The organism is Delftia sp. SD018 (assembly GCF_017355445.1).
In the GTDB taxonomy this organism is placed as follows: domain Bacteria; phylum Pseudomonadota; class Gammaproteobacteria; order Burkholderiales; family Burkholderiaceae_C; genus Comamonas; species Comamonas acidovorans.
In genome coordinates, this window is record NZ_JADDRN010000003.1 from 103994 (window position 1) to 122785 (window position 18792).

General features: G+C 65.5%; 21 protein-coding genes. 2 read left to right on the top strand and 19 right to left on the bottom strand.

Going from position 1 to position 18792, the window contains the following annotated elements; genetic code table 11:
* Positions 1–14: 14 nt before the first annotated feature.
* From INR38_RS05370 to INR38_RS05430, 13 genes are all read right to left on the bottom strand, one after another.
* The gene (locus INR38_RS05370; protein WP_242698963.1) at positions 15–452 is read right to left on the bottom strand and encodes a hypothetical protein; all 438 of its coding nucleotides are present in this window, start codon (positions 450–452) and stop codon (positions 15–17) included.
* A 56-nt stretch (positions 453–508) separates the two neighbouring features.
* Complete coding sequence (gene gspD / locus INR38_RS05375; RefSeq protein ID WP_207444137.1) at positions 509–3037, bottom strand: type II secretion system secretin GspD; 2529 nt, start codon at positions 3035–3037, stop codon at positions 509–511.
* A gap of 376 nt (positions 3038–3413) precedes the next feature.
* Positions 3414–3758, bottom strand: a complete 345-nt coding sequence (locus INR38_RS05380; protein WP_207475783.1) for a hypothetical protein — start codon at positions 3756–3758, stop codon at positions 3414–3416.
* Positions 3755–4327 (bottom strand): type II secretion system protein GspM, encoded by a 573-nt coding sequence (gene gspM, locus INR38_RS05385; RefSeq protein WP_097203741.1) that lies wholly within the window; start codon positions 4325–4327, stop codon positions 3755–3757. Before gspM ends, INR38_RS05380 begins: the two co-directional genes overlap by 4 nt.
* A complete protein-coding gene (locus tag INR38_RS05390; protein ID WP_207444381.1) occupies positions 4327–5460 on the bottom strand; it encodes a PilN domain-containing protein in 1134 nt (377 codons plus the stop codon). The genes gspM and INR38_RS05390 overlap by 1 nt, the downstream gene beginning before the upstream one ends.
* Before the next feature lie 65 nt (positions 5461–5525).
* Positions 5526–6263: a general secretion pathway protein GspK gene (locus INR38_RS05395; RefSeq protein ID WP_242698964.1), complete on the bottom strand. Its 738-nt coding sequence runs from the start codon at positions 6261–6263 to the stop codon at positions 5526–5528.
* Between the two features lie 47 nt (positions 6264–6310).
* Positions 6311–6994 (bottom strand): prepilin-type N-terminal cleavage/methylation domain-containing protein, encoded by a 684-nt coding sequence (locus INR38_RS05400; RefSeq protein ID WP_207444379.1) that lies wholly within the window; start codon positions 6992–6994, stop codon positions 6311–6313.
* Positions 6991–7395, bottom strand: coding sequence for a type II secretion system protein (locus tag INR38_RS05405; protein WP_012203233.1), 405 nt, complete (start codon positions 7393–7395; stop codon positions 6991–6993). Before INR38_RS05405 ends, INR38_RS05400 begins: the two co-directional genes overlap by 4 nt.
* A complete protein-coding gene (locus INR38_RS05410; protein WP_065345374.1) occupies positions 7395–7841 on the bottom strand; it encodes a GspH/FimT family pseudopilin in 447 nt (148 codons plus the stop codon). The genes INR38_RS05405 and INR38_RS05410 overlap by 1 nt, the downstream gene beginning before the upstream one ends.
* A gap of 58 nt (positions 7842–7899) precedes the next feature.
* Positions 7900–8340, bottom strand: a complete 441-nt coding sequence (gene gspG / locus INR38_RS05415; RefSeq protein ID WP_016446465.1) for a type II secretion system major pseudopilin GspG — start codon at positions 8338–8340, stop codon at positions 7900–7902.
* 32 nt (positions 8341–8372) lie between these two features.
* Entirely contained in the window at positions 8373–9590 is a 1218-nt protein-coding gene (locus INR38_RS05420; protein WP_074920523.1) for a type II secretion system F family protein, read from the bottom strand.
* Positions 9583–11289 (bottom strand): type II secretion system ATPase GspE, encoded by a 1707-nt coding sequence (gene gspE / locus INR38_RS05425; protein WP_043819858.1) that lies wholly within the window; start codon positions 11287–11289, stop codon positions 9583–9585. Before gspE ends, INR38_RS05420 begins: the two co-directional genes overlap by 8 nt.
* Before the next feature lie 171 nt (positions 11290–11460).
* Positions 11461–12273, bottom strand: coding sequence for a type III pantothenate kinase (locus tag INR38_RS05430; RefSeq protein WP_207444378.1), 813 nt, complete (start codon positions 12271–12273; stop codon positions 11461–11463).
* A gap of 185 nt (positions 12274–12458) precedes the next feature.
* Between INR38_RS05430 and lysM the strand changes: the two genes are divergently transcribed.
* Complete coding sequence (lysM, locus tag INR38_RS05435) at positions 12459–12929, top strand: peptidoglycan-binding protein LysM (RefSeq protein ID WP_013804236.1); 471 nt, start codon at positions 12459–12461, stop codon at positions 12927–12929.
* A 60-nt stretch (positions 12930–12989) separates the two neighbouring features.
* Here lysM and INR38_RS05440 read toward each other — a convergent pair whose 3' ends face one another.
* Both INR38_RS05440 and INR38_RS05445 read right to left on the bottom strand, forming a co-directional pair.
* Complete coding sequence (locus tag INR38_RS05440) at positions 12990–13748, bottom strand: Asp/Glu racemase (RefSeq protein WP_099750831.1); 759 nt, start codon at positions 13746–13748, stop codon at positions 12990–12992.
* A gap of 1 nt (position 13749) precedes the next feature.
* Positions 13750–14724: a tripartite tricarboxylate transporter substrate binding protein gene (locus INR38_RS05445; RefSeq protein ID WP_123694138.1), complete on the bottom strand. Its 975-nt coding sequence runs from the start codon at positions 14722–14724 to the stop codon at positions 13750–13752.
* Positions 14725–14829: 105 nt separating this feature from the next.
* On the opposite strand from INR38_RS05445, the gene INR38_RS05450 reads away from it, so the two are divergent.
* Positions 14830–15765, top strand: coding sequence for a LysR family transcriptional regulator (locus tag INR38_RS05450; protein ID WP_096915006.1), 936 nt, complete (start codon positions 14830–14832; stop codon positions 15763–15765).
* Between the two features lie 22 nt (positions 15766–15787).
* Here the strand turns inward: INR38_RS05450 and INR38_RS05455 are convergent, their stop codons facing one another.
* The 4 genes from INR38_RS05455 to INR38_RS05470 form a co-directional block, all read right to left on the bottom strand.
* Complete coding sequence (locus tag INR38_RS05455) at positions 15788–16228, bottom strand: rhodanese-like domain-containing protein (protein ID WP_043819854.1); 441 nt, start codon at positions 16226–16228, stop codon at positions 15788–15790.
* A gap of 90 nt (positions 16229–16318) precedes the next feature.
* Positions 16319–17263: a SprT family zinc-dependent metalloprotease gene (locus tag INR38_RS05460; RefSeq protein ID WP_207444377.1), complete on the bottom strand. Its 945-nt coding sequence runs from the start codon at positions 17261–17263 to the stop codon at positions 16319–16321.
* Positions 17264–17279: 16 nt separating this feature from the next.
* On the bottom strand, positions 17280–18020 hold the full coding sequence (locus INR38_RS05465) for a lysophospholipid acyltransferase family protein (protein ID WP_013804242.1): 741 nt from the start codon (positions 18018–18020) through the stop codon (positions 17280–17282).
* Between the two features lie 150 nt (positions 18021–18170).
* Complete coding sequence (locus INR38_RS05470; RefSeq protein ID WP_013804243.1) at positions 18171–18740, bottom strand: HAD-IIIA family hydrolase; 570 nt, start codon at positions 18738–18740, stop codon at positions 18171–18173.
* Positions 18741–18792 lie beyond the last annotated feature (52 nt).

The window sequence follows — 18792 nt, forward strand, 5'->3', positions numbered from 1 at the left end:
AATGGCACCTGAACTTATTCGAGGAACAGCCACCACTGGCCATCTTCGACCACCCAGGCTTCGGTGATGCTGATGGGTACATCCACACTCGGCATGGTGGGTGCCACGGTCGTGAAATTGCGGCGTACCACGCAGCGCTCGGGCACGCAGGTGGTAGACAGCAACTCACCGCCCTTGAGCACGGTGGCGGCCCCGTTTTCCAGACGGAAGCGCTCCTTGTTCTTGAGCGCGCGGTAGGTAGGGGTCAGATAGGTGTAAGCCTTGTCCACATCGCCGCTCTGCCGTGCCTTGAGGTAGGCCGTCGAGCGGGCGTTCACGATGTCCTCGGGCGTCTTGCCTCCATCACCCGTGGTGGCGCAGCCTGCCAGCAGCGCGGCGCATACGCCGCCCAACGCCCAGGCCAGCCAACGCGAGCCTTGTGCCAGGGGTTGCTTGATGATCTTGTTGCTCATATGGTTTTCTCCAAAAAGAAGTTTCGAGACAGGCTAGGCCTGAATGTTCCACGGATTCAGCGCGCAGCGGGCGCAAGAGGCCCGACTTCCACAGACGCCTTCGCGGGCGCCGGGAAGGAATCAACGGGAGCCGTCCGGTTCGAAGAAGGCGACTTGAGCAGAGGAGCCAGTGAACGCATCTGCTCGCGCAGGTCATCGCTGACTTCGCGCACATCGATGTCGGTGCGGACCACGCGCGGGGTGATGATGACGATGAGCTCGGTGCGGGCACCTGAGTTGTTGGTGGAGCCGAACAGATTGCCGACCACGGGCAGATCATACAAATAAGGTATGCCCGACCGGCCCTCATTCGAATTCTCTTGGATCAGCCCCCCCATGACGATGGATTCACCCGACCGTACGGCCACACGGCTTGAGATCTGGCGCTGAAGGAAGGCTCGCTGCCGAGTCACCTCATCCATGGCGCCCACATCTGTCACCGATTGATTGACTGTCATAGTGACCAGATTGCCCGCATTGACAGAAGGGACGACCTGCAAATTCACCCCCGTGTCCTTATAAGAGAAGTTGTCGATGGCGGTCCCCGAGGTCCCAGTCACAGTAGTGCCGGATTTGTAAGGCTGCTGCGTACCGACGGCGATAGCCGCCGGATGGTTGTCCAGCACCATCAGCGTGGGACTGGCAACTACCTTGACCTGGGTCTTGCCGGCCAGGGCTGTCAAAACGGCCTTGATGTTGCCAAGAGAGTTTTTAAGTGTGTAATTGAAGCCCTGTCCAAGGCTAAGACCGCCCAGCCCTCCTGTGGCTGTATCCAATGATGTAGCGCCAGGGGGACGGTCATCGCCCGCCTGCCCCAGCAGTCCACCATTTCCACTGTAGCCCTTGTTACCGACATCGCCACTGAAGGCCCACTGCAGGCCATAGCGCAACGTGTCGTTGAGCGTAACCTCCACGATGCTGGCCTCGATCAGCACCTGGGTGGGCGGCAGGTCCAGCTTCTTGAGCGAAGCTTCGATGCGCTCGAACTCAGCTGGCGTGCCCCAGACCAGCACGGAGTTGTTGAGTTCGTCGGCCATGACGCGCACGCTACCCAGGCTCGCGCTGACCATGCCCTGCCCTGTCCCAACCTGGTTGCCGATCCCCGATGTCGTGGAACCGAAGCGCTGCCCAGAGTTCGAGCCGAAACCACTGTTCCCAAATCCGCTGTTGCCGAACCCGCTGTTGCCGAACCCGCTGTTGCCGAACCCGCTGTTGCCGAACCCGCTATTGCCGAACCCGCTATTTCCGAACCCGCTATTGCCAAAGCTGTTGTTCCCGAAAGCCGAGGTCCCTGAAGTCGAGGTTCCCAACCCAGGAGCCACACCGCTGTTGGCCGTACTGCCGCCCGCAGAGCCACCGAAGATGCCGGCCAGCACGCCGGCCAGATGCCTGGCATTGCCGTTCTGCACGCGGTAGATGTTCAACTGCGGCTGCGAGCCTCCGGAGCCCGGCTGGTCCAGCTTGGCCAGCCAGCGCCGCGCCTCGTCCAGATAGGCCGCCCGGGGCGTGATGACGATCACGCTGTTGAGACGCTCGATGGGAATGATGCGCAGCGCGCCGAACATGGGGTTGCCCTCGCTCAGCGATGTCACCGCGCCTGCGCTGGCCGCCGCAGCGGCGCCAACGGCCGCGCCCGGCCGGACTGATCCACCGGCAGCGCCGGGCGCCCCAGGGGTTGCGGCACCGCCAGCGCCTCCACCATTCATGATCTGGAGCGCCGCACTGACTTCCTGGATGGAAACATACTTGAGGGGAAAAACTCCCACGGACATGCCTTCGAGCAGGTTCACGTCAAAAGTCCGCACCATGTCCAGCCAGCCTTCAGCCTGCGCCCGCGAGCCTGCCATCACCAGCAGGTTGCGGATGTTGTCCACGCGCACGATGGCATCGCCAGGCACCATGGGCCGCAGGATGGCAGCCATCTCGTTGGCACCGATGTACTGCAGCGGCACGATGATGGTTCCGTATCCTGGTGCCAGCGGCTTGTCGGTCGTGGCCTGGCGCACGGTGGCACCTATGCTCTTTAGTGCATCGACCCGGCCCACATGGTAGGTGCCGCGCGCATCGCGCACCATGGCCATGCCATTGGCTTGCAGAGCAGTCTCCAGCAGGTTGAGGATCTGGTCCGCCGGAATGGCACTGCGCGTACTGAGCGTGATGTTGCCCGTGATCGGCGGATGCAACACATAGTCGAGCGACAGGATGTCGCCCAGCACCGTGCGCACTACCTGGGATAGTGGCGCGTCCTCGAAGTTCAGCTTGGAGGGCTTGCCAGCCACCGGAGGAAATGCCTTGGCATCGCCCAGCAGCTTGCCCGTCCCGGACAGGATGCGTGGCTTGGCGCCATCAGCATCGTCCGACGTCTTTTTGCCCTGCGATGCGCCATCGGTACCCTCCCCTTCGGGCAGAAAGACATAGTCCCGTTGAACGGTATCGTCACGGAAATGGCTCACGAAGTTGTTCTTGGCCGGTTGGGCACAGGCCAGCAGCAACTGGCACACGGCGAGTGCCAATGCGGTTCGGATAGGTCGATTAGGCAGTTGCATAGATTCTCTTGACTGGTTTCTTGAGGCGGGGAAGTCTCAGCGGACAATCCCGCCACCCAACGAGGCGCCCTCTTCCTGGGGCGCCGGACCGGTGTTTTGCGGCTGCTCAGCCTCCAGCTGTTGCCCAGCATATGAGCCCCCCCTGGGGACTCGCGCCACCGGAGCAGGAGGCGACGGCACACGAACATTTGCGGGAATGGCCGGTCCCTTGTCCATTGCGGCCCGCGTTATGGGCAGCCTGCGCTTGCGGCCGCCACGTTCCAATTCAATTTCGCGGTCCAGCACACGAGACAGCTTCCAGCCGCCAAGGCTTTGGCTGAGCATGAAGCGCTGTTCCTTGCCTGCGTACTGGACGATGGCGCCCGTGACGGCCCCATCAAACAGGCCCAGCACCTTGGCCTTGGACCATTGGTCCTGCTCGACCGGTTCTTCGTCCGACTTTTTGGGAGGCGGCGGGGGGGGGGGGAGGACGACGGCTGAGCGCGAATAAAGGCCGCTCCTGCATCTGGAGCATCAACTGATCCTCCTGGCGTATGCCAAGCTCAGGGGTCTCCGGCTGCTTTGGCAGCAATGCCTGAACGTCCGCCTTGATGGGTTCAGGCGGCTGCCAGCGGCTGTTCTTGATCTCCATCTGTGGCGTGAGCCAGGCCATCGCCAGGGCACCGCACAGCAATACCTGGGTGGCTCCTACGCCCCATCCCAGCCAGTTGATCTGATTCACGGCGTCTTGCTCCGGAGAATGCTGAAGGTAAATTGCGCACTCAACCTGGGCGCCACTCGGGGATTGGCATTTTGCAGGCTGCCCGGCAGATTGACCTCCAGGTCGTCGAGCCAGACCGTGGGGCTGATGTCGCGCAGGGACAGCAGTGCCATCTGGATCGAGGGCCAGTCGCCCTCCGTGGACATCACAACATCAATGCGCTCATAGTTGCCGTCTTCAGGATTGGGGCGCACCTGGCTGCTGACGATGGCCAGGCCCGCACGGTCCAGCACCGTACGCAGGCGCTGCTGCACCGCGTTACCGGTCTGGGTAGCGTCACTCTCGCCCGGATAGACATGCTTGGCCTTGGTCTCGGCCAGGCTTTCCAATGCCTGTTGAATTTCCTCTTCCTGCTGCTGCAGACCCAGCAACCGCGCATGGCGTGGCTCCACGACATCCAGCTGGCTCTGCCCCCAGTTGTGCTTGGCATGGACCCAGAGCCCGCCCACAACCAGAGGGAGCAACAATGCCAGGGCAGGCAGCGACAGGATTGCCAGTTGGCGCCAGGGCAGTCTTGGCTTCTCGGCCATTACGCACCCTCCTTCGCCGGCACGGAGGGCGTACCCGTTGCTTCAGACTCATCCTTGGCCTCGTCCATGGCGTGCACACCGAGCACGGCTGGATCCAGCGTGGCTTCGAGCGTAAAGCTCTCTTTGCTGGTTCGCGAGGACCGTGTCACGGCGCTGGGCAAACGCACATCGCGCAATCCAGGCTCCTTGGAGAGCAGGCGCACCGCTTCGGAGGTGTCATCACTCAGGCCCTGCACCGTGAGCTTGTCTCCCTTGAACTGCACGCGTTGAACGGCTGTGTCATCAGGCAACACCCGCGTCAGGAGCGCCATTACACGCAGATGGTCGATCTGCTGATTCCTGCGATCCATCAGGGCGGAAACGCTTTCCGCTTCAGCCACCAAGGCCTGCCGCTTGGCCACGACTTCCCGGGTAGCCTGGGTCAGCCGGGCAAATTGGGCGTTGGCATCCTCGGCACGCAGATAAAGCTGTGCGGTAGGCGTGGCGGCCAGGGCTGCGGCCAGCGCCGCCACGACCAATACGCCAGTCAGTAGCCAGACGCGTTGCCGCGCCTCACGGGCCAGACGGCGCTGCTCGCCAAACCCCGTGATCATGATGGTCTGCGTCACGGCATCTGCCCAGACCTCGGGCGCCACACCGGCCGGCAGGCGGTATCCCTGCTCCCTTAGAGCCCGCTCCACCTGATCGCGAGATGTGATCACCACATCGACCAGCCGGACTGAAGATGCCCCCCCTGGGGAACGCGCAGCATAGGCCCAAAGGGTCTGCTCTTCAGTAAAAGGCGACATCATCTGCACATCGAGCTGTACAGCCCCATGCAGCGCCTTGGGAGACATGGCAGGCAGGCGCAGCGTGCGTACCAGCACCAACTCGGACGGCAGCAAGACGGCAGCATAGTCAGGCGAGGCGGTGGTCCCGCCATTGCCCCGCTGCCCCCACTCGAAACGATCTCCCCTGACCCAGGCCATACCATCAGGCCGGGACTCCCAGCCTGCCACCTTCACGGGGAACCGCGGCATAAAACGCCGCATCCAGGGCAGGTGTGCCAGTTGCTGCCATGCCTCGCGCAATTGGCCACCCAGCGAACTCAGGTCGATGCCGAACAGTTTCGCGTCGGAACTCAGCATCGGCATGGACTACCCCCTCCACTCTCACGTTGAGCCATCTTGAAATTCTTCCTTTCTTGGCACTTGAAGCGCTACAAGCGCCCTTTCCAGGTCTGGGAGGCAGCGAGCACAGTCCAGGGCAAACGCCCGGGCCCCATTCCGCCCGGCACGTCCACCTGCCGCGTGATCAATGCCTCCCCCGCGCCGTCAAACGGCACCTTGGCAATGAGGGTGTAGCGCGAACCGGATACGCCCTGCTGGGAGCCCGTGCCCCCTTCCAACCAAGGCTTGAGCCCTTCCGGAGCGGCCCCGGGGTTCACAGCGCCACGCCCGTCCGAATCCGCAACAATGAAGTCACGAATGCTGGCAAAAATCCCATAGGTCATGCCTGGCACCTGCAGCAAATCTTCAGGTGCGTCCCAGGCAGGGCGCAGCGGCTGGCGATTGTCTACACCATTGCGCGACTGCACAATGGCCTGGGCCAATGCTTCGGCGGCACCGCCACCGAGACCGGCCGCCTTGGACAGCAACAACGCCAGCAAAGCAGGCGGCGCGTCGTTGATGTTCACCAAACCGCTCCAAGGGACAACGGCAATCTCTATTATCCCTTTTGCCGTCGGCACCGGGATTACGGCGTACTCACGGAACTCCGTCGGTTTGAGAGCGATCCGCTGCAGAAGCTGGTAGATGGCGGCTTCGCCCAGCGCCCGCCCCTCGGCCATTTGGCGGGTCACGCCTATGAGCGAAGCCTCACTGCGCACCACGCGCCCCAAGCTGCTCGCGAAGATGGCCAAGGCAGCCACGATCCAGAGCACCAGCACCAGGGCCATGCCACGCTGCATAACAGAACGACGCATGAACGTAATTGAGCGGCCTTTCACCAGACGGAGCCTCCGCCCAAAGTGGCTCGAACGGTGCTTGCGGGATTCGAACCTGCAGGCGTGTTCATCGCGATGATCATCAACGGCCACGCCCCAGAAGCCGACTGCAACTCGATCTGCACGGCAGACGGCAGTTCCTTTTCGTTGTCCTTTTCGGGTCCCCATTGCGGCTGCCAATGTGCCACGCCCAGCTTGGCATTCTGGTAACGCAAGGCAAAAGCCGTGACACCGCGATCAACCACATAGGACTGGCTCTGCCCCCAGTCGGGCATGACATCGGGACCCTGCCAAGGCGCGAAGCGCAGCACCAGCGCATCGCCTTCGACGGAAAGCTGGAAGTGGGTACGGCCGCCCATGCCGAAGCGCGCAGGCATGATGCCCAACCAGCGCATGCCTTGCGGGCCGCCTTCGAAGAACAATTCGCTCTCGCCCTGCTTGCGCAAACCGGCCTGGCGCCGCACGGCGGACACCTGTCCCAGGATAGAACGAAGAAAACCAATCGAGACACGCTGGTGGTCCATGCGGTCCAGCCGCGCATCCACACGCTCCTGCGTCTGCGAGACCGTGGACATGGCCGACGCCAGCCCCAGCATGAGCAGGGACAGAAGGGCCATGACCACCAGCAGCTCCACCAACGTGAAGCCCTTTTGCCTGCCAGAAGATGGAGCGCGCCCGGTCATCGCGTCACCTCGCCTTGCTGCAAAGGGCGCTGCGGGCGCAGGGTCTCGAAGACCCAACTGCGGTTTTCAACGGAGATCGTGATGCGCAAGGCATGCAGGGGAACCGCGGTTTCGGGCAGGCCGCCCACGGAGAAAGGCGCGGAAGCCACCTGCCAGGCGTAGACACCATCCTGCCCTGAGGCCTGGGTGCCTCCAGGATCGACCATGGGAAAGGCGTCCATCAGCGAATCGGCCAGCAGGGCCACGCCCTGGTTCTGCTCCAGTTTGGAAACACCGCGCGCGGAACCACCAACGGCCCGATAAATGAGCGCCAGCGAGATAGCCATGATGGACAGCGCCACCAACAGCTCCAGCAAGGTCATGCCCCGCACCCTGGGGCGGGAAGCGGCGCGCCGACGCATTACAGGGCCTCTTTGGTGACTTGGCCGGACAGCCAGTCCACACGCAGACGCACGCCACCGCCGCTTTGCGCGCGGGCGAGCGAAATACTGCCCCCCGTGGCGCCGCCTTCGGGCAGAAAGACGATGGTCTGGCTGCCATCGGCAAGCGCCATGCCGGCTGCCGTGGTCAGTTGCACCGTCAGGCTGTCGGGCAGCTTGGCCGTGGCCTGTCCGGCGATGCCGTACTGCCTGCTATTCGTATTGACAGCGAATGCCACAGGCATGCCCTGCAGCGTGGCCTGCTGGCGCGCCTTGCGCAGCAGGGCCGTCACGTCCTGCACCGTCTGCCGATAGTCCACGGCATCGCGCAGCTTGCCCATGGCAGGCGGCACGATGCCGATGATGGCACCAAGAATGGCGAACACCACCAGCAGCTCGATCAGCGTGAAACCCTGGGCGCGCTTCAAGACTCATCCTTGGCAAAACGGTGCGGCAACGGTGGCGACAGCAGTGTTCAAGAGCACCTTACTTGGTGTTGCGCACGTCGGCTGCTTCACCTTCGCCGCCCGGAGCACCGTCAGCACCCAGCGAGAGGATTTCGAGGTCGCCATTGGCAGCCGGGTAGGTGTAGCGGTAAGGGTTGTTCCAGGGATCATTGGGCACGCCGCCCTTGAGGTAGGGGCCTGCCCAGCCGGCAACGCCGGCAGGCTGCTTGACCAGCGCGTCCAGGCCCTGCTGCGAGGTGGGGTAGCGGCCCACGTCGAGCTTGTACAGCTCCAGCGCCTTTTCGATGTCGGCGATCTGCACGCCGGCCGTCTTGGTCTTTGCTCCACCCAACTGGTTCAGCACCTTGGGGCCGACCAGGCCGGCCAGCAGGGTCAGGATGGCCAGCACGACCAGCAGTTCGATCAGCGTGAAGCCACGCTTGCGGGCGCGGGAGGACAGTTGCTTTTGCATGCGCATCATCTTCTACATACCTTTCAGTCAATTCAGATTCATCAGACGGCCAGATCGTTGACGGACAGGATTCCGAGCAGGATCGACACGATGATGGAGGCGATAAGGATACCGAGGACCAGGATCAGCGCCGGCTCCAGCATGGTCAGGAGGCGTTTGATCGCGTTTTCGACCTCGCGGTTCAATATGTTGGACAGCTCCAGCATCATGTCGCCCAGGCGGCCGGTTTCTTCGCCGACCCGCACCAGATTCAGGGCCAGGGGCTCGAATTCTCCGGTTTTCTGGGCGGCATGGGCCATGCGATGACCTTCCTTGACCATGGGACCCATTTTTTCCAGGCGCTCGCGGATGGCGACGTTGGAGACCGTGTCGCTGGCAATGCGCAGTGCGGTCAGCAGCGTGACGCCGTTGCCCAGCAGCGTGCCCAGCGAGCGGCTGAACAGGGTGAGCTGGTACTTGCGCACTACGCCACCCAGGCCCGGCAGGCCCAGCAGCCACGATTGCCAGGTCTGACGTCCCTTGGGACTCTTGGCCCAGCGGGCGAAGACCCAGCCCAGCGCGCCCAGCACGATGAACACCGCCCAGCCGTAGCTGCGAAACGCATGGCCCAGCCCCATCACGAATTGCGTGGGAAGGGGCAGCGCGTCACCCATGTCGTTGAAAAGCTGTTCGAACTGCGGCACCACGAAGCCCAGCATGGCCACCAGGGACAGCACGGCCACGCCCAGCAGGATGGCGGGATAGATGGTGGCCGAGACCACGCTGTCGCGCAGGGCACGCTGGCGCGCCATGTGTTCCACCAGCCGGTTGAGCACGCCCGACATCTGGCCGCTGGCTTCGCCCGATCGCACCATGTTGATATAGAAGTCGCCGAACAGGTCGTGGTGCTTGCCCAGTGCCTGGCTCAGCGGCATGCCGGCCTTGACGCTGTCGAGCACGGACTGGAGCATGGCCTGCATCTGCACCTTGTGGCTCATCTCGACCAGGACCTTGAGCGCGTTGTCCAGCGACAGGCCGGCCCGCATCATGATGGCCAGCTCGGTGGTCATGCCCTGGATGTCGTCGGCCTTGATGCGGCCTTTCTTGAGCGCACGCGCCGCCAGCGGCACATTGCCCAGGCTTGCGGCTTCCTCGACCTTGATGGGCGACAGGCGGCTCTTGCGCAGGTGCACCACCACCTCGGCCACGGCCGCAGCGGAAAAAGTGCCCTTGACCATCTGACCGCGGCTGTCCACGGCCTCCCAGCTGTAATCAGGCATCGCTTTGATCCTGGGTCACGCGCAGCACTTCGTCCAGCGTGGTGGCGCCCGAGGCCACCTTGCGCAGGCCGTCGTCGTAGAGGCTCAGCATGCCGCTCTTGGCCGCCATGGCATGCAGGGCGTTGGCGTCCTGGCCTTCGATGATGGCGCGGCGCAGCGGCTCGTCGATGACCATGAGTTCATGGATGCCGGTACGGCCCTTGTAGCCCGTGCCCCGGCAATGCTCGCAGCCAACGGCGCGGTAGATGGGCGAGCCCTCGCGCAAAAAACGCTTGAGGCCGCTGCCCTCGACGGCGGCGGCCGGCAGCGTGTCGGGCTGCTTGCAATGCGAGCACAGCGTGCGCACCAGGCGCTGGGCCAACACGCCGTTGACCGAGGACGTGATCAGGTAGCTTTCCACTCCCATGTCGCGCATGCGGGTGACGGCGCCTGCGGCCGTGTTGGTGTGCAGCGTGGACAGCACCAGGTGACCCGTCAGCGCGGACTGCACGGCGATCTGCGCGGTTTCTCCGTCACGCATTTCGCCGATCATGATGATGTCCGGGTCCTGGCGCAGGATGGAGCGCAGGGCGTTGGCAAAGGTGAGGTCGATCTGCGGATGGACCTGGATCTGGTTGATGCCGTCGAGCTGGTACTCGACCGGGTCCTCGACGGTGATGATCTTGTTGGAAACCGCGTCGATCTTAGACAGGGCCGCGTACAGCGTGGTGGTCTTGCCCGAGCCCGTGGGCCCCGTGACCAGCACGATGCCGTGCGGCTTGGCCAGCAAGGTGTTGAAGCGCTCCAGCGTATCGACCTCGAAGCCCATGCTTTCCAGGCGCAGGCGCACGTTGGCGCGGTCCAGCACCCGCATGACGATGCTCTCGCCATGCACCGTGGGTGCGGTGGAGACACGCAGGTCCAATTCGCGGCCCTTGGCGCGGGTCTTGATGCGACCGTCCTGCGGCAGGCGCCGCTCGGCAATGTCCAGATGGGCCAGCAGCTTGACGCGCGAGCCCACGGCCGCGCTCAGCCGGGGCGGCACGAGTTCGGCCGCATGGATCACGCCGTCCATGCGGTAGCGCACCTGCAGGCCGGCCTCGAAGGGCTCCAGGTGGATGTCGGAGGCGTGCAGCTCGATGGCGCGGGAAATGATGCCCGTGACCAAGCGGATGACCGGCGCCTCGCTGGCCAGGTCCTTCAGATGCTCGACGAAGTCGCCGCCCGTGGCGTCCGACTCCCAGTCCTGGCCTTCTTCGCCTTCGGGTTCCTGGCCGGCTTCGGACAGGGCCTTGCGGATATCGGCTTCCAGCGCCAGCACGGGCTTGATCTGCAGACCCGTGGCCAGGCGCAGCGCCTTGGTGATGAAGGGATCCTGCGGCACGGACATGGCCACTTCCAGCACGCCGTCCTGCAGCGAAATGGGGCAAACGCACTGCGCATCCAGAAAGCTGGCCAGCAGGCCCGGCACATCGGGCAGCAGGTCAGGAAACTCTTCCGCGCGCAGCCAGCGCATGTGCAGCTGCTCGGACAGCGCCTGGGCCACGTCGGCTTCCGCCACCACGCCCAGCTGGACCAGCACCTGGCCCAGGTAGCCGCCCAGCTCCTGCTGCGCCTGCAGGGCGTTTTGCAGATCGCGCTCGTTCAGCTTGCCGGCGGAAAGCAGGCGTTCGCCCAGCCGCCCCTTGATCGGGGCTTCGACACCGGCAATCGGTTCCATGACGTGATTGGTGGAAGACATTGCCGCGGATTATCCACTGTCGCCGCATCCCCCGCGAAAGGCTCCGGATGCGGGGTCCACGCCCGCCCCTGCACCCGGCACCAGCGCTGTCATCAACTGTTACGCAACGGATATAACGGCGCGATGCTGCGCCGCACGATCGAAGTGGCTTCAGGCCGCTCTGACCGCGTCGGCCGGCAGGCCGCTGGCATCGCCCCAGCGGCGCTGCGCCATGACCAGCAGGCCTTCGAAGATGAGGTTGTCCACCAGCTCGAAGGGGCGCGTCATGCTGGGCACCATCTTCCAGCCTGCACCGCCGGCCATGACGCAGGCGGGCTCCATGCTGCAATGCATGTACAGATGCTGGTACATGCGCTCCACGGCCCCGGCGATGGCGTAGGTGCCGCCACTGGTCAGCGCGTCGCTGGTGTTAGTGGGGAATGGCGTGACCGCACCCGTGGGCACGTGCAGGCCGGCCGTGCCGCTTTCCAGGGCGCGCAGCATGATGCCGTGCCCCGGCAGGATCAGGCCGCCCATGAAGTGGCCGTGCTGGTCCAGTGCATCCACGGTGACGGCGGTGCCGATCATGACCACGATCAGGGGCCGCTCTGGCCCACGCTGCAGGATGTGCTGGCGCGCGCCGATCATGGCCACCCAGCGGTCCGCCCCCAGGCGCGAGGGGAAGTCGTAGCCGTTGGTGACTCCGGCCTCGGCCGCGCCGGGCACGGCCCACTGCGGCTCGAAATCCCATCCCAGCATCATGTCGATCTGGTCGTGCACGCGCCGGCGCGCCGTGTCGCCGGCCACCACGCAGCCCAGCATGCGCGTAGGCGTGGGCAGGTCGCTCCACGGCCCTTCGGCCAGGTGCTCGATGTGCTCCAGGAACTCCGCGCCGTGCGCCAGCAAAGCGGCGCCAGGCCGATGCGCGTCGTACATCGCCCATTTCAAGCGGGTGTTGCCGATGTCTATGGCCAAAAAAGTCATGGGCGCGATTATCGGAGTTTTCCGGAGGATAGCGTCAGCCATGGACGACAACTGAGTGAGGACGTGAACGCAAGAATGGCGCAAATGTCAAAAATCCGGGAGCGCTCCTGCCCGGCAGCGCGCGCTGCCACTGTTAGGCGTTACATTGGCCTTTCCGTTTTTCCACCCACCAACAGGAGTCACCCATGGGACTTTTCAGTTTCATCAAGGAAGCCGGCGAAAAGCTGTTCGGCGGCAGCGCCGCACAGGCAGCCGAGCCTGCGCAAGACCTGAATGCCAAGGCCGCCAAGGCCATCGAGACCTATATCGGCACGCAGAACCTGGGCGTCAGCGACGTGAAGGTGCAGTTCGACGGCTCTCAGGGCAAGGTCACGGTGCTGGGCACGGCGCCCACCCAGGCGGTCAAGGAAAAGGTAACGCTGTGCTGCGGCAACGTCTCCAGCGTGCAGTCGGTGGACAACCAGATGACGGTGACCAACCCCGAGCCCGAGGCCCAGTACCACGACGTGGTGCGCGGCGACACGCTGTCGGCCATTGCCAAGAAGTTCTATGGCGATGCCAACAAGTACCCGGTGATCTTCGAGGCCAACAAGCCCATGCTGAGCCACCCGGATAAGATCTATCCCGGCCAGAAGCTGCGCATCCCGGCGCTGTGATCTCTTTGCCTCCGTGAAAAAACCGCCTTCGGGCGGTTTTTTCGTGGGCTCAGTCAGTAGTCAGTATTTACCGCTCAACAGCGCACCGAATCCCGGAACGGCTGTCGGCAAGCCCAGGCGCTTGAGCATCATGAACGTCGTGGCCACCGAGGAGGACAGTACCGGCAGGCCCACGCGGTCCTCGATGGGCTGCACCGAGGCCAGCGAGGGCATCTGCACGCAGGCCGAGGCGATGACCGCGTCGGCGTTGGCCGTGTTCAGGCGCCGCGTGATCTCGATGGGTGCGCGCGCATCCTGGGCGCCCACCTGCAGGTTGTCGGCAATCTCCAGCGAGATACTGTCCACCACTTCGATGCCTTCGTTCTCTATGTAGTCGATGACCAGCTGCGTCAGCGGCTTCATATAGGGCGCCAGCAGCGCCACCTTCTTCGCGCCGATGGCGTGCAGGCCATCGACCAGGGCGCCGGCGCTGGTGACAACGGGCGCGGGACCGCCGTTGTCCACGGTGCGCTGGTGCAGGCGCGCTTGCGAGACACGGTGATAGCCGCGCCCCATGCTCATGATGGCCACCAGGCAGGCATAGCCGAGCACATCGACACGCGCATCCGACAGTTCCAGCGCGCAGCGATCGCTGTCGCCGTCCATGGCGGCCAGTTCCTCCTTGGTCACATGCTTCATGCGCATGCGGCTGGAGTGGAAGGTGAAACGCTCGGGCGCCAGCGCCTCGCGGGCGCGCAGGATGGCGGGGATCTCGGTCTCCATCGTGGTGTTGGAGCTGGGCACGATCTGCCCGATGCGGAAATGGGTTTTGGCTGTCATGTCAATCCACCGTGATGTGGTTGGCCTTGATGACCTTGCCCCAGTGATCGGTCTCCCGCTGGACCAGCGCGCCCAGCGCTTGCGGGCCAAGGAATCGCGGCTCCACGCCCTGCAGGGCCGCGCGCTTTTGCACGTCAGGCGACTCCAGGGAGGTCTTGAGCGCGTCCGACAGCCTGGCGATGGCCTCGGGCGGCGTGCCCGCAGGTGCGAACAGGCCGACCCAGGCTTCCAGTTCGAAGCCCGGCAGGCCCGCTTCGGCCGTGGTGGGCACATCGGGCAGCATGGGATGGCGCGTCTTGCTGGTTACGGCCAGGGCCCTGAGCTTGCCCGTCTGCACATGGCCCAGCACTGAAGGCGGCGTGGTGATGAACATCTGCACCTGGCCACCCAGCACGTCCTGGATGGCCGGGCCGGACCCCTTGTAGGGCACATGCGTGATCTGGGTCTGGGTCACCTGGGCGAACACGGCCGTGCCCACATGGGACAGCGAGCCATTGCCCTGCGACGCGTAATTGACCTTGCCCGGGTTCTTGCGCAGATAGGCAATGAACTCCTGCAGATTGTTCGCCGGAACGGAAGGATGAACGGCGATCACATTGGTGGCGGCCACGATCAGCCCCACGGGCGCCAGCTCGGACTGCGCCCAGGGCAGCTTGGGGAACAGTGCCGGATTGCCCACGTGGTAGGCCGAATACGAGGCCAGCAGCGTGTAGCCGTCCTTGGGCGACCGGGCCACCATCTGGTAGGCAATGTTGCCGCTGGCGCCGCCCCGGTTGTCCACCACGACCGACTGCCCCAGCAGGCGCGACAGCGGGTCGGACGCCAGGCGTGCAGCCGTGTCCACCACGCCGCCGGGCGGGTTGGGGACCACGAGGGTGATGGACTTGGTTGGAAAGGCCTGGGCCTGGACGGTTCCTGCGCCCAGCAGGGCGGCCGCTGCCAGGCCGGCGGCCTGCAGCACAATGCGTCGATTCATGCTTGTCTCCATGTTCTCTTTGTACCGGCGCATTCTTGCGGGCCTGCGCGCGGCCGAACAGCCGTATCTCGTTGATCCATCCTTCGTCTGCGGTGGAGGATGGGAATGATCAACCTGCACCGATTCGATCTGCTGACGCTGCGCCTGTATGTGGCCGTGGTCGATGCCGGCAGCCTGACGGCCGGCTCGCGCACGCTGGGGCTGTCATTGGCGGCCGCCAGCAAACGCGTAGCCGAGCTGGAACAGCACTGCGGCGTGACCCTGCTGGTGCGCAGCAAGCGCGGCGTCACGCCCACGCCCGCTGGTCAGAGCATGTACCACCATGCCGTGGACGTGGTGGCCCGGCTGGAGCACCTGGCCCTGGCCATGGACGACTTTCGCAGCGGCGCCACGGGCCAGTTGCGCCTGTGGGCCAACAACTCCGCATTTGCGGGATTTCTGCCCCGGCTGCTGGCCGACTTCATGGCCGCCCACCCAGGCGTTTCGGTGGACCTGGAGGACGCGCTGAGCGAGGAATCAGTGCGCGCCGTGCTCAGCGGCGTGGCCGAGCTGGCCATCATCGGGGAGAACACGCCCCTGGAAGGGCTGAGCACCCAGGTCTGCGATGTGGACGAGCTGGTGCTGGTCATGCCGCGCGGCCATGCGCTGGACACGGACGACGCCTCCCCCGTGCCCCTGGCCACCGTGCTGGACCACGACTTCGTGAGCCTGGCCCGCTCCACCTCGCTGATGCGGCGCATTGCGGCCGAGGCCGAATCCATCAACCGGCCCGTGCGGATCCGCATCCAGGTGCGCAGCTTCGACGCCATGTGCCACATGGTCTCGGTGGGTCTGGGCCTGGCCATCCTGCCGCGCGCGGCCACCGCCCCGCACCTGGCCGCGCGGGCACTGCGGCTGCGCCCGCTGGGGGCGCTCAACACCCGGCGCCGGCTGCTGCTGGCCATGCGCTCGCAGGCCACGCTGTCAGGACCGGCCCAGGCCCTGGTGGACATGGTGGCCGCCCGGGCGGTGGCGTTGGGATTCGCGGAGCCGCAGCTCTGAACGACGCCAGGTCGGCCCCGGCTTACTGGCGCCAGGGCAGGCCGCGCAGGCGCCAGCCGCCGACATGGCCGCGCTGGCCGTTGGCGTCCACATCGCCCTCGAAACCTTCGAGGATGTTGTAGGCCTCGATGCCCAGCTGGGCCGCGCGCTGGGCAGCGGCCACCGAGCGCACGCCGCTACGGCACAGCAGGACCACCTTGCCTCCTTCAGGCACGGCGGCGCGCAGCTGGCTGTCGAAATCGGGGTTCATCGCCATGGACGGCCACTGCTTCCAGGCCACGGCCACGGCACCCGGTACGCGGCCCACCCAGTCGCGCTCGGCATCGGTGCGCACATCGACGAGCACGGCTTCGCCGGATTGCTGCCATTGCCAGGCAAGTTCGGGAGGAATGTCGCCTGCATAGCCCTGTGCGGGCTGGACGGTCAGCGGAATGGCTGCGGGAACGGGAGCGCTTGCGGACATGGATTGGCTTTCTTGATAGGACGCGGTTGTGTGCCCGGCAAGAATAACCGTCCAGCCCGACTGGCGCCGGCTCGCCGGTGCCCGGATCGCCTATTCCCAGGGCGGCAGCAGCCTGTCGCGCAGCACCTGGCGCTGCGCCTCCCAGCCCGGCATCACGCTGGCCACCGTGGCCCAGAAGCGCGGGCTGTGGTCCATGTACCGCAGGTGGGACAGCTCGTGCACGACCACGTAGTCGATGACCTCGGGCGCGTGCTGCATGAGCCGCCAGTTCAGCCGGATGGCGCCCGCCGAGTTGGCACTGCCCCAGCGCGTGCTTGCGCTGGTCAGTCTCAGGCTGGTCCACTGCACGCCCAGGAGCGGCGCGTGGCGCTGCAGGCTGGCCGTGAACCAGGAGCGCGCCTCGCGCAGCATCCAGGCCTGCACGCAGGCGCGCACCTCGGCGGCCGATGCCCCGGGCGCCAGCGGCAGGTGCAGGGACTGGCTGCCATCGGCCGCCTGTTCACGGTGTACCTGGCGCGTGCGCAGCGGCTGGGTTTCGCCGCCGGTCAGGCACAGCTGCAAGGGGCGGCCCAGATAGCCGATCTCTGCGCCGTGCTCCCAGCGGATGCGTGCCGCATGCTGGGCTTGCTGGCGCTGGCCGGCCTCATGCAGCTTGCGCAGTATCCAGCCCGATTTCGCCTCCAGCGCCTGCGCGATGGCAGCCATGTTGACCCAGGCAGGCGCGCTGACCACCAGCCCCTGCGCGCCGATGGTGAAGCCTATGGTGCGCCGGCGCGAGCGCTGCAACCGGTAATGCAGCACCTGCCCCTGGAGGACCGCCTGCTGGTTGGCGTCCGGGTGGATGCGGGCACTGGGCTCGGGGATGGTGGATGGAGATGGGAGAGATGTAGGAGAAGGAGGAGAAGGAGGAAGAGGCGCGGACGAAGGCTGGGCGGGGGGAGCGGCCCTGTCACGGCGCGGCTTCAGCCCGCCGTCCTGCGTTTGCACGGCAGGTGGCAGCAGCCAATCCCAACTGCGCTGTGCCGGGTCCGCCATGCCGCTCTCCGGCGCCTCAGGCGCGGTAGGCCTCGGGGTCGAGGCGCTGCATTTCGGCCTCGATCCAGTTTTCGACTTCCACCATCAGCTCCTCGTGCTTGCGGCCCACGGAAGGAATGGGCTTGCCGATGGAGACATCGACCACGCCCGGCGTCTTGATGAAGGCCTTGCGCGGCCAGCACTTGGCCGAGGTGACGGCCACGGGCACGACGGGCACGCCGGTCATGATGGCCAGGCGCGTGGCGCCGGTCTTGTACTCGCCCCTTTGGCCGCGCGGGATGCGCGTGCCTTCGGGAAACATGATCACCCAGGTGCCCTGGCCCAACAGGCGCTTGCCCTGCTCGACCACCTTGTGGAAGGCGCGCGAACCGTGCTTGCGGTCAATGTGGATCATGTCCATGCTGCCGATGGACCAGCCGAAGAAGGGCACCATGAGCAGCTCCTTCTTGAACACATAGGCCAGCGGGCGCGGCATGATCGCCGGCATGAGGAAGGTCTCGTAGGTGGACTGGTGCTTGACCAGCAGCACCACGCCCTGCTTGGGGTCGGTGGGCAGGTTCTCCATGCCCTGCACGCGGTGGCGCACGCCCATGATGACGCGGGCGCTGTCCACCGACAGCTTGAGCCAGGCGCGCGCCACGGCATAGACGCGGCGCGGCCCGCCGCCCAGCCAGCGCGTGAGCAGCACGGCCAGGGTGTAGGGGATCACGGTGATGCCCATCCAGAGCATGTGGAGGGTGGAGCGGATCAGGGACATGGCGGCAGTGTGGTGCAGAAAGCGGCGCAGGGGCCGGGCGGCAGGCCCGGGCCTTGCGCCCTCAGGAATCGGAATTCACAAAGATAGCATTGTGCGCAGGACGGCAGGCCGGCGGCGCATGGGCAAAGCGCCATTCGGGCGTTCAGGCGTTCAGGGAGCGGGTGCGGCATCTGCCGGAACCAGCGCATCGGCCAGCGCGGCCAGGCTGGCATGGCGCTGGGTGCCGGGCGGCAGTCCAGGCGGCAGCGCCCCGTCCAGAGACACTCCGGCGCTGGCGCCCGTGCAGACCAGGTGCAGGCGCGCGCCCATGGCGGCGCCGGCCTGCAGGTGGGCCACGCAGGAGCCGACCACCCACAGCTGATGCCCCTCGACGCCGAAGCGCTCGGCAATCTGCTCGAACAGCGCCGTGCCGGGCTTGCGGCAATGGCATTCCTCGTCCGGGGCATGGGGGCAGTAGAAAACCGCATCGACGCGCGCGCCTGCCGCCGCCATTTCGCGGTGCATGCGCGCGTGCACGGCATTGAGCTCGGTCACGTCGAACAGGCCCCGGCCCAGGCCCGGCTGGTTGGTGGCGACCACCACATGCCAGCCCGCCCGGTTCAGGCGCGCCACGGCTTCCAGCGCCCCGCGCTGGGCCTTCCAGGCCTCGGCAGAGCCGATGAAGCCCTCCTCACCGATCTGGTTGAGGGTTCCGTCACGGTCCAGGATCGCAATTTTCATGGTCGGGTCCCAAGAATGTCAGAACTCAATTGCGCGCGTCCCAAGACGAGGG

Bases quoted from the DNA above. Each gene is read 5' to 3' on its own strand.
- INR38_RS05445 (WP_123694138.1), bottom strand. From the start codon at position 14,724: ATGAATCGACGCATTGTGCTGCAGGCCGCCGGCCTGGCAGCGGCCGCC.
- INR38_RS05470 (WP_013804243.1), bottom strand. From the start codon at position 18,740: ATGAAAATTGCGATCCTGGACCGTGACGGAACCCTCAACCAGATCGGT.
- INR38_RS05440 (WP_099750831.1), bottom strand. From the start codon at position 13,748: ATGACAGCCAAAACCCATTTCCGCATCGGGCAGATCGTGCCCAGCTCC.
- INR38_RS05405 (WP_012203233.1), bottom strand. From the start codon at position 7,395: ATGCGTCGGCGCGCCGCTTCCCGCCCCAGGGTGCGGGGCATGACCTTG.
- INR38_RS05465 (WP_013804242.1), bottom strand. From the start codon at position 18,020: ATGTCCCTGATCCGCTCCACCCTCCACATGCTCTGGATGGGCATCACC.
- INR38_RS05460 (WP_207444377.1), bottom strand. From the start codon at position 17,263: ATGGCGGACCCGGCACAGCGCAGTTGGGATTGGCTGCTGCCACCTGCC.
- INR38_RS05450 (WP_096915006.1), top strand. From the start codon at position 14,830: ATGATCAACCTGCACCGATTCGATCTGCTGACGCTGCGCCTGTATGTG.
- INR38_RS05370 (WP_242698963.1), bottom strand. From the start codon at position 452: ATGAGCAACAAGATCATCAAGCAACCCCTGGCACAAGGCTCGCGTTGG.
- gspG (WP_016446465.1), bottom strand. From the start codon at position 8,340: ATGATGCGCATGCAAAAGCAACTGTCCTCCCGCGCCCGCAAGCGTGGC.
- INR38_RS05390 (WP_207444381.1), bottom strand. From the start codon at position 5,460: ATGCCGATGCTGAGTTCCGACGCGAAACTGTTCGGCATCGACCTGAGT.
- gspM (WP_097203741.1), bottom strand. From the start codon at position 4,327: ATGGCCGAGAAGCCAAGACTGCCCTGGCGCCAACTGGCAATCCTGTCG.
- INR38_RS05455 (WP_043819854.1), bottom strand. From the start codon at position 16,228: ATGTCCGCAAGCGCTCCCGTTCCCGCAGCCATTCCGCTGACCGTCCAG.
- lysM (WP_013804236.1), top strand. From the start codon at position 12,459: ATGGGACTTTTCAGTTTCATCAAGGAAGCCGGCGAAAAGCTGTTCGGC.
- gspE (WP_043819858.1), bottom strand. From the start codon at position 11,289: ATGGAACCGATTGCCGGTGTCGAAGCCCCGATCAAGGGGCGGCTGGGC.
- INR38_RS05400 (WP_207444379.1), bottom strand. From the start codon at position 6,994: ATGACCGGGCGCGCTCCATCTTCTGGCAGGCAAAAGGGCTTCACGTTG.
- INR38_RS05395 (WP_242698964.1), bottom strand. From the start codon at position 6,263: ATGGCCCTGGTGCTGGTGCTCTGGATCGTGGCTGCCTTGGCCATCTTC.
- gspD (WP_207444137.1), bottom strand. From the start codon at position 3,037: ATGCAACTGCCTAATCGACCTATCCGAACCGCATTGGCACTCGCCGTG.
- INR38_RS05420 (WP_074920523.1), bottom strand. From the start codon at position 9,590: ATGCCTGATTACAGCTGGGAGGCCGTGGACAGCCGCGGTCAGATGGTC.
- INR38_RS05430 (WP_207444378.1), bottom strand. From the start codon at position 12,273: ATGACTTTTTTGGCCATAGACATCGGCAACACCCGCTTGAAATGGGCG.